The sequence below is a fragment of the Kaistia sp. UC242_56 genome (assembly GCF_044452255.1).
Classification (GTDB): Bacteria; Pseudomonadota; Alphaproteobacteria; order Rhizobiales; family Kaistiaceae; genus Kaistia; species Kaistia defluvii_A.
Genome location: NZ_JBIOAN010000002.1, coordinates 4,176,940 through 4,190,960, shown reverse-complemented (window position 1 = coordinate 4,190,960; position 14,021 = coordinate 4,176,940). Strand labels below are relative to the sequence as shown.

Here is a 14,021-nt window from a genome sequence, read left to right as displayed (position 1 = left end):
GATCATGCAGTCGACATTCGTGAAGCCAGCGCTCGGCCTCTACATCGTCCTGTTCCTGACCTTCCTCTATGCGCCGATGGTGGTGCTCGCCATCATCTCCTTCCAGACGGGACCGGAAGGCGGGCCGCAATTCCCCATCGTCGAGTGGTCGACCTACTGGTACCGGCACCTGCTCGGCCTGGTGCCGCCGAGCCGCATCGCGCCGCTGCCGGTCGGCTCCGGGCTGCTGCGCTCGCTGGCGCTCGCCTTCATGACCATGGTCGTCTCGACCACGCTCGGCGTCATGTCGGCCCAGGCTTTCCGCAGCCGCTTCAAGGGTTCGGGCGTCGTCTTCTACCTGATCGTGCTCGGCATGATGGTGCCGGGCCTGCTGGTCGGCCTCGGCATGTCGCTGGTCTCGAACGTGCTGGGCATCGACCGTCATTGGTGGGGCACGGCTTTCGTCCTGCACGTCGTCTACACCTATCCCTTCGCCTTCCTCGTGATGCTGGCGATCTTCAACCGCTTCGACCAGAGCGTCGAGGAAGCCTCCTGGTCGCTGGGCGTGTCGCCGGCGCGGACCTTTCGAAAGGTGACGTTCCCGCTAATCTTCCCGGGCGTGCTGTCGGCGATGATGTTCGCCTTTACGCTCAGCTATGACGAGTTCTCGCGCACGCTGTTCGCCTCCGGCCGCGACCTGACGCTGCCCTTGGCGATCTACGGCACGTTCTCCGTCGAGATCCATCCCAACATCTTCGCCTTCGGCGTGCTGACGACCCTGTTCTCCTTCGCGCTGCTCAGCGTCTACGGGGTGCTGATGGGCCTGTCCGTACGGCGCGCCAAGCAGGTTGCAGTCCAGGAGGAGGCGGCCTGACCGCCCGCCCGTCATTCAAGAAGGAGGCGGCTCTTCCGCCTCGTCCCCCGCGTGTTCCGGCCCCGCCGCCTGACGGGTGCCGGTCATAACAAAAGCAGCAGGCAAAACCAGACCGAGGTGGACCATGAACAAACAAATGGAGATGACGCGTCGCTTCCTGCTCAAGGGTGCGGGCGCAGGTGCAATGGCAGTTGCGGCGGGCAGCGTGCCCTTCGCCTCGGCCTCGCGGGCCTTCGCGCAGGACAGCGCGCTGGCAAATGAGAGCCTTCGGACGATCGGCCTGTCGGTCACCGTGCAGGAACGCATCCTGGCCGACTTCAAGACCGCATCGGGCGTCGGCTCGGTTTCGGGAACGGCCTCGACCCATCCCGATGCGCAGACCAAGATCCTTTCCGGATCGGCCGACTATGATTGCTGGGAAACCAATGTCGAACGGCTGCCGGCCGTCGTCATGACCAACAATGTCGAAGCCGTGCCGGTCAGCGCCCTGAAGAACTGGGCCAACATTCGCGACACCTTCACCAAGCCGAACGACAAGTGGGCCGCCAACGCGCAGATCACCGGCCAGATCTGGGCCGATGAAGGCCAGACCAAGCTCTGGCTGGTGCCCGCCGTCTACAACTACGACTCGGTCGGCTACAATCCCGAGATCGTTTCCGACGAGGAAGCCAATAGCTGGACGGCGCTGTTCGACCCGAAGTGGAAGGGCAAGTCCGGCCTCAACACCGATCCGCTGACCGCGCTCGGCCAGGTGTTCATGGCGATGAACACGCTCGGCCTTTCCGAGGTGAAGAACCCGGCCAACCCGTCGCCCGCCGAGATCGACGAGGCGATCAAGTTCCTGATCGCCAAGAAGAAGGACGGCCAGTTCCGCGCGCTCTGGGGCGATTTCGGCGAGCTCGTCAACCTGCTGGCTTCGGGCGAAATGGTCGTCTGCGACGCCTGGCAGCCGGCGGTCATGGCCGTCAAGGCGCAGGGCAAGGCCTGCCGCTACGCCGTGCCGAAGGAAGGCTATCGCGGTTGGGCCATCGGCCCGGCCATGCTCGCTTCCTCGCCCAACAAGGAAGCGGTCGCCGCCTATGCCGATTACTGGCTGTCGGGCCCTCCGGGCATCGCCGTTTCGGAGCAGGGCTACTACTCGCCCTCGACCAATCTGAAGCAGTTCATGGCGCCGGAAAAGTATGCCTTCTGGTACGAGGGCAAGCCCTGGGTCGGCGCGCCCGAGCGCGGCATTAAGGAAGGCGATCTGCGCGACGGCGGCTCGCTGGAGCAGCGCGCGGCCAATGTCGCCTACTGGCACCAGTGGCCGGAGGAGATGACCACCTCGTACAGAAGTGGGACGAATTCCTCAGCGCCTGACGCGGCTTCCACCAATTGGAGCGGCGTTTGTCGACGCCGCTCCTCCAACCGAATGCGCGATCGCGTCCGCGCCCGGCACCAGGAGACTCCCGTGGGCTACGATCTCGAACTGATCAATCTCGGCAAGACCTATGACGATGGCACCACCGCCGTCGCCAATTTCGACCTGTCGGTGACCAAGGGCGAGTTCATCGCCTTCCTGGGACCGTCGGGCTGCGGCAAGACGACGACGCTGCGGATGATCGCGGGGTTTGAATCGATCACCTCGGGCGACATCCGCATTCGTGGCCAGCGGGTCAACGACCTGCCGCCGGAGCGCCGCCCGACCTCGACGATCTTCCAGAGCTACGCGCTGTTCCCGCACATGACCGTCCGCCGCAACATCGGCTACGGCCTCGAAGTGAAGGGCATGGCCAAGGCCGAGCGCGACGCCAAGGTCGAGCGCATGATCGCCAATCTGGGGCTGGAGGACATTGCCGATCGCCGCCCCGACAAGCTCTCCGGGGGCCAGAGGCAGCGGATCGCGCTCGCCCGCGGCCTGGTGGTCGAGCCCGATATCCTGCTGCTCGACGAGCCGCTCGGCGCGCTGGATGCCAATCTGCGCAAGTCGATCCAGAACGAGCTGAAGCTGCTGCAGCGCACGCTGGGCATCACCTTCGTCTTCGTCACGCATGCGCAGTCGGAGGCGCTGTCGCTCTCGGACCGGATCGTGGTGATGAATCGCGGCCGCGTGGAGCAGATCAGCCGGCCGCACGAGCTCTACACGCGGCCCAACACGGCTTTCGTGGCGCAGTTCATCGGCCGCAATACGGTGTTTGATGGCGTCATCGGGACGGTCGAGGGCGGGCATGTCGCAGTCGATACGCCAATCGGCCGGCTGGTCGGCGTCGCCAATGGCGCGATCGCCGCCGGTGAGCGCGCCAAGATCGTCATTCCGGCCGAGGCGATCGACCTCAAGGTGCAGGGGGCCGGCGATGTGCAGCCTGGCAACGCCATCGCCGCGCGGATCGCTCGCAGCCATCGGGTCGGCAATGTGCGGCGTTTGGCCGTCGTGCTGCCGGATGCGCGCACCGTCGCGCTCGAGGCGCATGTCGACAAATATCCGGATGACACCTTCGCCGACGGTCGCGACCTCGTCCTGACCTGGCTGCCCGACCGTGCGACCGTGATCGCGGCCTGAGTGGGCCAAGGCCACGGCGAAGCCGCGATCGAGGCGTCTGCCGCTGCTTGACGGCAGACTGCCCCGGACCCGCTGAGCTGCTTCGTCGGCTCTCGACTAGGCGGGGAGGACGAGCACCTTGGTGTTGACCGGCGTGCGCGCATAGAGGTCGAGCATGTCCTGCGTCAGCAGGCCCGTGCAGCCGCTGGTCACGCCGGTTCCGATCGAGCGGGCCACGCGGGTGCTGTAGATCGTGTAGAGCGTGTACTTGCCGTCCTGATAGAGATAGAGCGTGCGCGCGCCGAGCGGATTGTCGGGCCCCCCCGGCATGCCGGCGGCATATTTTCCGGCCTCGGGCTGGCGCGCGATCATCTCCTTGGGCGGCGTCCAGGTCGGCCATTCGGCCTTGCGCCCGACATAGGCCTCGCCGCTCCACAGGAAGCCCTCGCGGCCGACATTGGCGCCGTAGCGGGTGGCATTTCCGTCGCCCTCGATGCGATAGACGTAATGCTTGGCGGGGTCGATGATGATCGTTCCCGGCGCTTCCTTGCTGGGATAGCGCACGGTGCGACGATAATATTTTGGATCGACCTTGCTGATATCCACGGCGGCGATCGGGAATTTGTCGTCGGCCACCGGTCCATAGGCCCGAACCGCCTCGGCGTGGCTCATGCCGCCCGAGGACGCGCAACCGGTCAGGCTCAGCGCACCGAGACCGAGGGCGGAACCCAGCAGAAACGATCGGCGGTTAAGCTGCCCCGGCCCGGCTTCGGGCAGAGCTTCCTCAGGCAGCGCATCGCCACCGGCAAACATACGGTCCATGATCATGATGTCGGAGTGTCCCATGTCCTGTTGCCCGCCCCCCGAAAGACTTCGGCGCACAGCAGCGAAAATCTTGCCGAACTGACATTGCCGCCAAACCGCTCGATTGGCAAACGCAGCGTGTCGCTGCGTCGCCATGTCATGGCTCAGCGTTGCAAAAGGGTCGCGAAAACTAGCCGTGCAGCGGGTTGGCGATCGGGGCGCCGAGCTGGAAGCGCGTGAATCGAACCTGGAAGCCGGCGCGCTGCGGCGAGCAGGCCATCGGCCCGACTCGCACGTCGCGGTTGTCCGGGAACGGGCAGAGCCGCATCAGCTGCCATACAGGCTCATCGATCCAGCCAGGCGGCGAGCCCGTCCAGCGTCTGCAGCCCATATTCCACCGCGCCGAAGCCGATGACCTCCCGACGCCGCTGGGCGCTCGGATGCAGCTGGCGCAAGGTCAGGACCGTCTTGCCGTCGGACTGTTCGTCGAACGTCACGGTCATGCGAAAGCGCTCGGGATCGTCGTCGGCGGGCGTGCCATAGTCCATCACGATCCGCTCGTTCGGCACGATCTCGAGAAAGCGCATCAGGTTGGGGAAGCGCTGCTCCCGGCCTTCGAACACGCCCACCATGTCGAACCGCCAGAGCCCGCCCTCGCGGATATCGGCCTCGTGGCTTTCGATGCGAAGGCCGGCCGGGCCATACCATTCGGCCAAGGCCGCGGGGTCCATCCAGGCGGCGAAGACCTTTTCGCGCGGGTGATCGAGAAGCTTCACCAGCACGATTTCCCGATCAAGCGACCAGGTCTCAAACAGATTTGTCATGTCCTTCATCCTCCGCCTCCCTCCTGTCCAAATAAGCTTCCAGCCGATCCAGCCGCTGGGCCCAGCGTCGACGCTCCGCTTCCATCCAGTCCGCCGCTTCCTCGAAGCGCGGCTGCACCAGCCGGCACCAGCGGCTGCGGCCGCGTTTCTCGCTGGCGATCAGGCCGCAATCCTCCAGCACCTTGAGATGCTGGACGAAGGAAGGCAGCGCCATGTCGAAAGGCTCTGCCAGCGCGCTGACCTGCACCTCGCCCTCGGCCAGCCGCGAGACCACGGCGCGACGCGTCGGGTCGCTGAGTGCGTGGAAGGCGAGATCGAGTGGCGACGAACGGTAAGGCATGTGCCTTAGTATCAGGGCCTGTGCAGCCGGTCAAAGAAAATGGGAGGACCTGGGTTCGGGGGGAGGGCGCTTCAGCTCGATTTGGGACCGGGGAGGCGGAGGTTGGCCGCCCCGGTCTGCGTTGCCGGTTGGGTGTTTGCGTTGAACGCGAGGGTGCCTCAGACGACCGTGCCGAAGGCCGCGCCGATGCCGGCGGTGATCGCCATCGCGATCGCGCCCCAGAAGGTCATGCGGATCGTGGCTTTCAGCACATTCGCGCCACCGGCCTTGGCGCCGATGGCACCGAGCAGGGCCAGAAAGGCGAGCGAGGCGATCGACACCGCCGGCACCACCCAGGAAGCCGGCGCGATCAACGCTGTCAGCAGCGGCATCAGTGCGCCGATCGAGAAGGTCGCGGCCGATGCCATCGCCGCCTGGATGGGTCGGGCCGTGGTGATCTCGGAGATGCCGAGCTCGTCGCGGGCATGCGCGCCGAGCGCATCCTTTGCCATCAGCTGCTCGGCCACCTGGCGGGCGAGAGCGCTGTCCAATCCCCTCTGCTCATAGATCTGGGCGAGTTCCTGTCGCTCGGCCTCGATATCGGTCGCCAGTTCCGCCCGTTCCCGGTCGAGATCGGCGTTTTCGGTGTCGGCCTGCGAACTCACCGAAACATATTCGCCGGCGGCCATCGACATGGCGCCCGCCACCAGGCCGGCGATGCCCGCCAGCAGGATCTCGCTCGGCCCGGACGCCGCCGCGGCGACTCCGACGATCAGGCTGGAGGTCGAGAGGATCCCGTCATTGGCCCCGAGCACCGCCGCTCGGAGCCAGCCGATGCGATGGACCAGATGGTTTTCCCGGTGGGTCAAATGACGTGGCATCTTCGGTTTCCTGGGTGCGGGGGGAAGCGGAGTTTATGGGGTGGGCTTGGGAGTCAACGGCGGGAATGTCAGCACGGCCATCGTGCCGATCGCCGGATCGGCCGAGATCGCGAAACGGCCGTCATGCAGGGCGGCGATCCGCTTGACGATCTCAAGGCCCATGCCGAGGCTGTCACCGGCCTTGGCCATCGGCGCATCGTCGCTTGTCGCAACGTGATAGAGGCCCGCCTTGTCGACCACCGCGATCCGCGGGCCCGGGCCGGCGCAAAGCTCGATATCGGTGCCGGGCGGCGTGTGGGTGACGGCGTTGGTGATGAGGTTCATCAGTGCGTCCTCCAGGAGCCCGCGATCCCCCAGCATGGCCCCGGCGTCGCTTTCCACGAAGGCGATCGCGTGAGCATGATCGTAGACCCAGGGGCCCATGGAGGCCACCACGCCCCGGCCAAGCTGGGCCAGGTCGATCGGCTTGAAGCCCTTGCGTTCGATCGCCTCGAGGCGGCCGAGCGCCGTGATCTGGCCGACGAACCGGGCGAGCCCCTCGACGTCCTTTTCCATGCGCCGGGCGCGGGGACTGTCGATCTGGCCGAGCTCGAGCTGCAACATGGCGAGCGGCGTGCGGATCTCATGCGCGACGGCCGTGGTGAACAGCTTCTGTTCGCGCATCAGCCGCCCGATGCGGGCGAGCGAGCGATTGACGGCCACGCCCAGCTCCGCGACTTCCCTCGGCATCTGGCTGATGTCGATCTTGTGCTCCGGGTCGAGCGGGTCGATGGCTCCGGCCTGGCGCGCCGCCGCCTTGACCGGCCGCATTGCGAGCCAGGTCGAGACGAGCGAACCGCCCAGGACCAGCACCAGTTGCAGCAGCATGGGGATGGCGAGGTGATCGGCGAATTCGTGACCCAGTGCGCGCCACATCACCGCTTCGTTCTTGTCGAGGATGGCGATCTCGATCACCACTTCCTGGCCGTCGATCTGCATGGACCGTCCGCCCGCCACGGCGATCGGCTTGCCCTGGCTCAGAAGCCGTGTCCAGCGATCCGGCGGATCGATCTCCTCAGGCAGCAGATGCTCGCGGCATTGATCACCGCAATTCGAGAAGATCCGCGTGCCATCGAGGGTTCGGATGCGGGCGACGCGGGTGGGGCTGTCGGGGCCGAACCCTCCGATCGAAGCCGGCAACTCGAAGGCCCACTGGCCATCCTTGCGGGAGATGCCCTGCGCCAGCAGCGCCGTCTCGCGCTCGATCATCAGCGAGCCGAGTTCGGAATCGTCGAAATAATAGTCGGCGAAGACGATGACGAGTTGCGCCGCCATCGCCACGACGGCGAAGAAGACGATGCGCCAGGCGATCGTCGCGACCAGGCCGGGCCGGCGCGCCGCCCGCTCAGCCATGGGTGAGGTCCCGCAGGAGATAGCCGGCGCCGCGCACCGTCTCGATCGCCAGGCCGGCCTCGATTCCCTCCAGCCGCTTGCGAAGCCTCGATATGGCAAGCTCGATGGCATTGGCGGAAAGCTCATCGCCGAATTCGGAGAGCTTCGCCTCGATCCGCTCCTTGGGTACGACCGTTCCGGCGTTGCGCAGCAGCACGGCGAGCACCGAGCGCTCGCGCGGCGACAGCGCGACGGTCTCCCCGGCGCAGGACAGGACGGCGCTGGTCGGGTCGAAGGCGACATGGCCCAGCTCGATCAGGTCGGCGACATGCGCCGGCGCGCGCCGCAGCAGCGCGCGGCAACGCGCCAGCAGCTCGAAATGGTTGAACGGCTTGACCAGATAGTCGTCCGCGCCGGCGTCGAGGCCGGCGATCCGTTCATCCACCGCGCCGCGCGCGGTCATGATCAACACGGGGATGGTGTGGCCATCGGCGCGGATGCCGCGGACGAGATCGAGCCCGTCGCCATCCGGCAGGCCGAGGTCGACGAGCAGCAGGTCATAGGGCGCGACCGCGATGGCGGCGCGGGCGTCGGCAACCGTTTCGACGCCGTCCACGCGCCATTCCGCCTTGTGGATGGTTTCAATGAGGAGCTCGCGAAGGCGCGGGCTGTCTTCGACGAGCAGGATCCTCATGCCTTCTTGCGACCCGTCACCATCGACAAAACCAGGTTCTCGCGATGCCGGAAGCTCTCGAACAGCGCGGCGGCGGCATGGAACAGCGCGAGCACCATGATGGCATTTGCCAGCGTGCCATGCACTTCCTGCAGCCAGTCCTCGCCCCAGAAAGCGTCGAGGCCCATCATCCAACCGGTCAAGCATACGCCCGACAGCAGGACCATGAGAAGGATCATCATGACCGCGCCGGCGGGATTGTGACCCAGGTGGCGTGGCTCGCGGCGTTGGACCAGGGCGCGCAGATAGGGCAGCAGCCGGCGCGGCGTCGGGAAGAAATCGGAAAAGCGGGCATGGCGCGTGCCGATGAAGCCCCACACCAGGCGGATCGCCAGTGCCGCGGCGACCGTATAGCCGGCGGCGCGATGCAGCGCGTGGCCGGGTTCCAGAGTGAACAGGTTGAGGATGCAGGCGGTGACGATGGTCCAGTGAAAGAGCCGGACGATCGGGTCCCAGACGCGGATCGTGGCCGCCCCTTTCGGGGCGACCGGGCAATCCGTGGGCGAGACGCTTGTCTCGCCGCGATCAATCACCGATCTCGGCCTTCACGATCGAGCCGTCGACCGGGTTGAAATAGACCTCGGCCTTCTTGTTGGCCTTGTCGTAGCCGTAGATCTCGTAGCACGAGCCCGTGACCTTGAAGGTCTTGATCTTCTGGTAGCCCATGTCGGCGATCTTCGCCTTCATGGCCTCCTGGCTCATCCAGGCCGATTTGGGCTCCTTGGTGCAGGCGGGGCCGGCAAGGGCCACGCCCGCCAGAAGCGGCAGCGACAAGGCGGCGAGGGCGACAGTCGAGACAATACGCATGGGAAACTCCGGGGTTGCTGTTTCGCACGGCCACCGGCCGGCCACCGCAATGTGGCGGAACGAGCTGTCAGTCCGCTGTCAGGCGGCGATTCCGGTCCGGACGCCCGGCGGGGAGGGGGCTCTCACTGCGATCTCGAAGGGGGCGCCCTTTTTTGTGGGCGCGCTCCTTCAGGACCGGCTTTCGCCGCTTTCGTCCTGCAAGGGCGTCACATTACCAAGCCATGCTAGACTTGCCCGACCGGCCCCGCGCCAATGCACTCGAAGGTTTCCATGAAAAAGGCCATGAAGTTTGCGATCGGCAGTCTGGCGGTGAGCTTCGTCGTGCTGGGCATCAAATATGTCGCCTTCGCCGTCACGGGCAGCCTGGCGCTCTATTCGGACTTCCTGGAAAGCATCATCAATGTCGGCACCTCGGTGGCCGCCATCGTCGCCATCCGGGTTTCCGCCCTCCCGGCCGATGCCAACCATCCGTTCGGGCACCACAAGGCCGAGTATCTCTCGGCGGTGCTGATCGGCGTCATGATCATCGTCGCCTCGCTCCTCATTTTCCATGAGGCGTGGGCCGGCTTCCTCGACCCGAAGCCGATCGAGGCGCCGGCGCTCGGCCTGACCGTCAGCATGGGTGCGACCGCGATCAATGCCTTGTGGGGGCTGCTGATCATTCGCTTCGGCCGGCGCGCCCGGTCAGCATCGCTCGTGGCCGACGGCAAGCATATGCTGGCCGATGTCGTGACGTCGCTGGGCGTCCTGGTCGGCGTCGTCCTGGTGGTCTTCACCGGCATGGTGGTGCTCGACGCGGCGATCGCGGCGCTGGTGGGGCTGCATATCCTCTGGAGCGGCTATGGCGTGCTGCGCGAAAGCGCCAGCGCGCTGCTCGATGAAGCCGTTCCGGCCAAGACGCTGGATACGATACGCGGCATTATCTCCACCCAGGCGCCGGAAGCGATCGAGGCCCATGACCTCCGTACCCGGCATGCCGGTGCGGCCACCTTCATCGATTTCCACCTGGTGGTGGACAGCGAAATGAAGATCGCGACGGCCCATGCGGTCTGCGACCGCCTGGAATCAGCGCTGGAGGCGGCGGTTGACGGCGCCGTGGTCAGTATCCATGTCGAGCCGGCCAACAAGGCCAAGCACAAGGGAATTGTCGTCCTATGATCGTTGCTGCTGCCCATGCCAAGCCGACCAGGCGCGACGGTGCCCACCATGACTGAGTTGATGACGGGGCTGGTGCGCCCGACCGATGTGCCCTTTGCGGACCGGCTGCGCCTTGCGGCCGAGTTGGCAGCGCAGATGTACGAGGCAGGGCTGATCCGGGCCGACCGGCTTGCCGACGCCCCGCACGACATCGCGACCTATGGCGATTTTACCAAGGACGGCCGTGAACTGGGTCGGGACCTGGCGCGCTATGAGGCGTGGCGCTGCAACGATGCCGTCTACGCCGCCCTCGACGGCTACAGCGGCTTGCTGGCCGAGCGGCTGGAGGCGCTTCAGCTGCGCTGGGCGGCCGAGAACGAGATCCAGCCGAGATTTCGCGTCGGCGACCGCGTTGTCTGGCCCAAGGTCCGCGGCCAGGACAATATGGGAACGGTGGTGTCGATCGAGCCGGGTGGGCGTTATTCGATCCAGCATGACAACGCGGCGAAGACCGGTTCGTCCTTGCGGTTCCTGGTCGATTTCGAGGCGTGCCGCGCCGAGGGAGAGCCTGCGCCGTCGCGGCTTTCTTCGCTCAAGGGGCTTCCCGGCAAGATATGGGCGGCGATCTCCGCGCTGCTCGCCCTGGAGGCGATGGACTTCACCATGCGGGTCGGTCTGCTGCTTCCCTAAATCGCCTTCTCGGAAGGGATTATCCCGATTCAGACGCCCTCGCCCAGGGATCCCACACGCCGTCCGTGGTTCTGGCAAAGCGACCAGGGCAGTTGATTGGAATTGGCGAAGGCGAGCAGACTTCCGGCAGGGACACTGGCGCTATAGCGCCAGCCCTGGGCAAAATTGGCTCCCGACAACTGGAAGTAGCTCTCCTGCTCCTCCGTCTCGATGCCCTCGACGATCACGGAGATTCCGAGGTCCTTTGCCATGCCGAGGATCGAGGGAATCAGCCGGGCCCGGATGGTGTCGCTGCCGACGCTCTGCGTGAAGATCATGTCGACCTTGATCGTGTCGACCGACAGTTCTCCCAGATAGGCCAGGTTGCTGTATCCGGTGCCGAAGTCGTCGATATAGATCCGGTAGCCCTTGGCATGCAGCGCCCGGATCGTCGCCATGGCGCCTGGCGTGTCGATCGGCTGCCTCTCGGTCAGTTCCAGCGCGATGCGCCGGGGACTGATGTCCTTGGCCACGATATGGGTCTCCAGGGCCAGCAGGAATCGTGGGTCCGTCAGGTCCCGCGACACGATGTTGATGCTGATCACAAAATCCGGCTCGTCGCTGAGCAGGCTGCGCAGTTCGCGGCTCGCCGTTTCGATGGCAAAGCAGGTCAGGTCGGTAATCAGCGCGCTTTGTTCCGCGCAGGCGATGAAGGCCGTCGGTGGGATTTTCTCGTTCGAGCGTAGCGTCCAGCGCATCAAGGCTTCCGCGCCGGATACCCGGCCGCTGCCAAGATCGACGATCGGCTGATATTCGAGCGAGATTTCACCGGTGCCGAGCGCGCGCCGCAGGCGATTTTCGAAGGTCGCCCGCTTGCGTTGCATCTGGAGGAATATCAGCGCGAAGCCACCGCCGATTGCAGAGCCCAGCAGGACCAGTAGGACGATCGGCAGGCTGAATTCGCGCCAGATTTCTTTCAGACCAATCACTTGTACCTGGCAGACAAACGAGCTTTCCAGGCATTCCGCAAAAATGATGCGCAGCCCTTTGCGGATCGGCGTGTGCGAAAGCAACGCGGCAGCGCTGAGGCCGACCCTCGGGCCATAGATCGTCGTGACGGCGCCGGACAGGGGATTGACCAGAACCGTGCTGACGGGGCTGCCGCCTCGGGTCTGCGGGCCGGTGGGGGCGACCATCAGGCTGAAATTTCCCTTCATGATGATGGTCGATTTCACCCCGGGGGCCGAAGGCAGTTCGACGTTGCGCCAGGTCTCGGCGCCACTGGTCGCTCGAAAGAGAGGGGGGCCGAAGGTATCAATGGAAACTCGGATCTGGCCCGCACCGCTGCTGCACAGGACGACATTGCCCTGCCGATAGGCCGCGTCCCGGATCGTGTAGGTTTCGAGCACGATGGACCGCATTTCGGCGAGAAAATCCGGCGAGCACCGGTCTGCGGAAATGGCTTCCAGCCTGTCGAACGCTCCCTGGATTTCTCCGCGCTGCAGACGCAACCGGTTGGTGGAAGGGCCCCCGCTCGATTGCAGGCTCGGCAAGATGACAGTGTACAGACCCAAGAGGGTGGCAATCAGCCCGATGCACGCCCCGCCGAAAATGCCGGCGATTAACCAAGTCAAAGTTGCCGCTAAGCTTGGGCCGTCATAGCTGAGGCTGGTTCGATCAACGTTAGGGAGGATGGATAGTCGGGGCAGCCGAACGGGGATCCACTGCATTGGGTCATCTTCTCGGCCAGAATTTCATGTCGATTAAAACAGAAATTTAAATCATCTCTAGTCCTTGTCTTATCAGAGAATTTCTGAAGCCCTCCTGGGTCCCGACGAAGCGCGGCCTGCCCAAGTGCCGGACCGCACGACGCCGCTGCTTGCTGCTTGGCCAAGGCGAGGCCCGCTAGGGAGCGGACGCCTGTCGCGACAGGGTCGGGCGAGGCATTCAACGGCCTGAAGCTCTCTCGAAACGGATCGAAATGCCTCGGCAACGCCTTGCCGACCGCTTGCGACGTCGGTGCGGGAGGGCGACTGGTTCTGTCGTTGCAGACGCCGGCGGAGCGGCATAGCGTCCGCGAGACGGACGCTAGGGCGCGCCGACGTTCCGAAGTGCGGACTGGCCCAGCATCAGATCCATGCGTCGCAGAATCAGCGCAGACCGCCCCAGTGCAAAGGCGCCGGCTTCAAGCCTCTCCTGCAGGGAGAGGGCGGATTGGAAGACGCCGGGAACGGGATGGTGCAGCCGATGGACCATGGTCGCCGCAGGTGTGGGCTATCGGACCGGCCCTGTCGACTGCCCCTCGGTGAACAGCCCGTTCACCGAGGGGCATGTGCGCTGGTCTGACGCTTCAGGGTGCGCGTTCAGCCGTCCTGGCGCTGCGGGACGGCTTGCCGCGCCACCGCCGCCTCGGCATTGGGGCCGAGCAGGACCTTGCCATAGATCGGCTGGTAGCGCTTCCGGTCGGCGGCCGACTCGCGGAAATACAGCGTGTAGTGGCCGATCTGGTGGAAATAGGTGATCCGGGCGCGGACGAGCGCCTCGTCGGCCGGATAGTCGAGCGCGAGGAACGCCTTCTCCAGCAGCGAGATGCGCAGATCGTCCGCCGCCGCCATCTCGTCGGCGAGCTTGCGCGATCCGCGCGACCAGTCGCGCACCGCCAGGTCGAGCAGCGGGCTGAACGGATCCTCGTTGACCCAGGTCAGCACGATGATCTCGAAGAACACCAGGCCGTCCGGATGCGGGTTCCTAGCCAGGGCCTCGAACGGCCGGCAATTGCGCGCGCGCCATTCTTCCAGCAGGGCTTCGCGCAGGTCCTTGATGCTGGAGAAGTGGAAATAGAAGCTGCCGCGCGTCACCTTGAACTGCTTGGCCAGCACATCGATCTTCACGTCGGCGATGCCGCGCTTTTCGAGCACCTTGAGCGCCGCGGCGACCCAGGCTTCGCGCGTCAATGTCTTGCGCCGAACGGCCGGCGCTTCCTTGGTGCCTTGCCTGGCGGGTCGGTCGGTCTTCGGCAAATCGCGCTCCAGCAATCGGTGACGTACAGGCGACAACCATAGCCCAGCCGCGCGGAGGTTGTGGCCGGAAAATCCGGCCACAACC

General features: G+C 65.5%; 15 protein-coding genes and 1 pseudogene. 5 read left to right on the top strand and 11 right to left on the bottom strand.

Annotation, left to right across the window (positions count from 1 at the left end):
* Positions 1-4 precede the first annotated feature (4 nt).
* The 3 genes and pseudogenes from ACHMWQ_RS22450 to ACHMWQ_RS22440 all read left to right on the top strand — a co-directional run bounded on the left by ACHMWQ_RS22450 (position 5) and on the right by ACHMWQ_RS22440 (position 3,392).
* Complete coding sequence (locus tag ACHMWQ_RS22450) at positions 5-853, top strand: ABC transporter permease (protein ID WP_354551060.1); 849 nt, start codon at positions 5-7, stop codon at positions 851-853.
* Positions 854-977: 124 nt separating this feature from the next.
* Positions 978-2,212: pseudogene (locus ACHMWQ_RS22445) on the top strand (PotD/PotF family extracellular solute-binding protein).
* 91 nt (positions 2,213-2,303) lie between these two features.
* Positions 2,304-3,392: an ABC transporter ATP-binding protein gene (locus ACHMWQ_RS22440; protein ID WP_396309173.1), complete on the top strand. Its 1,089-nt coding sequence runs from the start codon at positions 2,304-2,306 to the stop codon at positions 3,390-3,392.
* A gap of 96 nt (positions 3,393-3,488) precedes the next feature.
* On the opposite strand, the gene ACHMWQ_RS22435 is transcribed toward ACHMWQ_RS22440, so the two are convergent.
* The 9 genes from ACHMWQ_RS22435 to ACHMWQ_RS22395 form a co-directional block, all read right to left on the bottom strand.
* A complete protein-coding gene (locus ACHMWQ_RS22435; RefSeq protein ID WP_396309511.1) occupies positions 3,489-4,199 on the bottom strand; it encodes a L,D-transpeptidase family protein in 711 nt (236 codons plus the stop codon).
* A 166-nt stretch (positions 4,200-4,365) separates the two neighbouring features.
* Complete coding sequence (locus tag ACHMWQ_RS22430) at positions 4,366-4,503, bottom strand: DUF1349 domain-containing protein (protein WP_396309172.1); 138 nt, start codon at positions 4,501-4,503, stop codon at positions 4,366-4,368.
* Between the two features lie 16 nt (positions 4,504-4,519).
* Positions 4,520-5,008, bottom strand: coding sequence for an SRPBCC family protein (locus ACHMWQ_RS22425; RefSeq protein ID WP_396309171.1), 489 nt, complete (start codon positions 5,006-5,008; stop codon positions 4,520-4,522).
* Positions 4,983-5,339, bottom strand: coding sequence for an ArsR/SmtB family transcription factor (locus ACHMWQ_RS22420; protein WP_396309170.1), 357 nt, complete (start codon positions 5,337-5,339; stop codon positions 4,983-4,985). Before ACHMWQ_RS22420 ends, ACHMWQ_RS22425 begins: the two co-directional genes overlap by 26 nt.
* Positions 5,340-5,497: 158 nt before the next feature.
* Positions 5,498-6,199: a VIT family protein gene (locus tag ACHMWQ_RS22415; protein WP_266330095.1), complete on the bottom strand. Its 702-nt coding sequence runs from the start codon at positions 6,197-6,199 to the stop codon at positions 5,498-5,500.
* A gap of 33 nt (positions 6,200-6,232) precedes the next feature.
* Positions 6,233-7,591 carry a sensor histidine kinase gene (locus ACHMWQ_RS22410; RefSeq protein WP_396309169.1) on the bottom strand — a complete coding sequence of 453 codons (1,359 nt, stop codon included), beginning with the start codon at positions 7,589-7,591 and terminating at the stop codon, positions 6,233-6,235.
* Complete coding sequence (locus ACHMWQ_RS22405; protein ID WP_354551051.1) at positions 7,584-8,264, bottom strand: response regulator transcription factor; 681 nt, start codon at positions 8,262-8,264, stop codon at positions 7,584-7,586. Before ACHMWQ_RS22405 ends, ACHMWQ_RS22410 begins: the two co-directional genes overlap by 8 nt.
* Positions 8,261-8,836: a cytochrome b/b6 domain-containing protein gene (locus ACHMWQ_RS22400; protein WP_396309168.1), complete on the bottom strand. Its 576-nt coding sequence runs from the start codon at positions 8,834-8,836 to the stop codon at positions 8,261-8,263. The genes ACHMWQ_RS22405 and ACHMWQ_RS22400 overlap by 4 nt, the downstream gene beginning before the upstream one ends.
* Positions 8,829-9,110: a PepSY domain-containing protein gene (locus ACHMWQ_RS22395; RefSeq protein WP_396309167.1), complete on the bottom strand. Its 282-nt coding sequence runs from the start codon at positions 9,108-9,110 to the stop codon at positions 8,829-8,831. The genes ACHMWQ_RS22400 and ACHMWQ_RS22395 overlap by 8 nt, the downstream gene beginning before the upstream one ends.
* A 270-nt stretch (positions 9,111-9,380) precedes the next feature.
* Here ACHMWQ_RS22395 and ACHMWQ_RS22390 point away from each other — a divergent pair, with 270 nt between their 5' ends.
* Entirely contained in the window at positions 9,381-10,268 is an 888-nt protein-coding gene (locus ACHMWQ_RS22390; RefSeq protein ID WP_396309166.1) for a cation diffusion facilitator family transporter, read from the top strand.
* A 3-nt stretch (positions 10,269-10,271) separates the two neighbouring features.
* Positions 10,272-10,937 carry a hypothetical protein gene (locus tag ACHMWQ_RS22385; protein ID WP_396309165.1) on the top strand — a complete coding sequence of 222 codons (666 nt, stop codon included), beginning with the start codon at positions 10,272-10,274 and terminating at the stop codon, positions 10,935-10,937.
* A 29-nt stretch (positions 10,938-10,966) separates the two neighbouring features.
* On the opposite strand, the gene ACHMWQ_RS22380 is transcribed toward ACHMWQ_RS22385, so the two are convergent.
* Positions 10,967-12,646, bottom strand: a complete 1,680-nt coding sequence (locus ACHMWQ_RS22380; RefSeq protein ID WP_396309164.1) for an EAL domain-containing protein — start codon at positions 12,644-12,646, stop codon at positions 10,967-10,969.
* A 633-nt stretch (positions 12,647-13,279) separates the two neighbouring features.
* Positions 13,280-13,936: a TetR/AcrR family transcriptional regulator gene (locus ACHMWQ_RS22375; RefSeq protein WP_396309163.1), complete on the bottom strand. Its 657-nt coding sequence runs from the start codon at positions 13,934-13,936 to the stop codon at positions 13,280-13,282.
* Positions 13,937-14,021 lie beyond the last annotated feature (85 nt).